The sequence below is a fragment of the Chromohalobacter nigrandesensis genome (assembly GCF_023061285.1).
Taxonomy (GTDB): domain Bacteria; phylum Pseudomonadota; class Gammaproteobacteria; order Pseudomonadales; family Halomonadaceae; genus Chromohalobacter; species Chromohalobacter nigrandesensis.
Genome location: NZ_JAKGAM010000042.1, coordinates 1 through 702 on the forward strand (window position 1 = coordinate 1; position 702 = coordinate 702).

Genomic DNA, 702 nt, shown 5'->3' on the forward strand with positions numbered 1-702 from the left:
GCCGGCGACCCTGGCGGACTGGGGCGAGCGTTTCCATGCCGTCCAGGCCGAGGCCAGAACGCTGGCGCACCGCGCACCACGCGCGGAGGAGATCAGCAATCGCCTGCGGCCCATCCAGGGCGCGCTGGCAATGACCATCGGCAACGCGTTCGCCTCCCTGGTCACCTATGAAGCGGCGGGGCTGCCGGTTACCGAGGCCAAGTCCTCGCTGGCACGCTTCATGCGCTATGCGCAGTTGGCCTACATGGGCGATCCGGAGGCCCAGACGGAAAAGACGCCACCACAGAAGCTGCATAACGTCCGCCTCTCCCTGGCGGAATACCACCAGTGGCTGCAATCGGTGACGCGCTTCAGCGACGCGTCGACCCAGGGCGTGGATACCAGCCAGGCCCTGAAATCCCTCGATGAGAGCAGCGGCAACTTCGTCGCCCCCATGGCGGATACCGGCCACGTCGTCGATGTCGCCCTGCCTTGTTTCGCGCTGGACGCCGATGTCCTCGATCGACTGGCCGACGGGGCCCTTGACGAGACTTTCGGCCCCGCCCAGCAACAACAGCGCTGGACGGATCTGTCGACAAGCGCGCGGGATGTCGCTGGCGTCATTGCGGGGGCTGGCCGTTACGGCAAGATCCTGGCGCTGGGCCTGGTGTTCTGGAACACCGTCCTGGCGGTGGATCAGGCGCTGTTCACCGACGATGACAT

Annotated in this window: 1 protein-coding gene; it reads left to right on the top strand. The window is 66.4% G+C overall.

The genetic code is table 11. The features are described 5' to 3' along the window. Nucleotides 1-702, top strand: a 702-nt coding sequence (locus tag L1073_RS17105) for a hypothetical protein (protein ID WP_246901435.1), incomplete at both ends; no start/stop codon positions are given.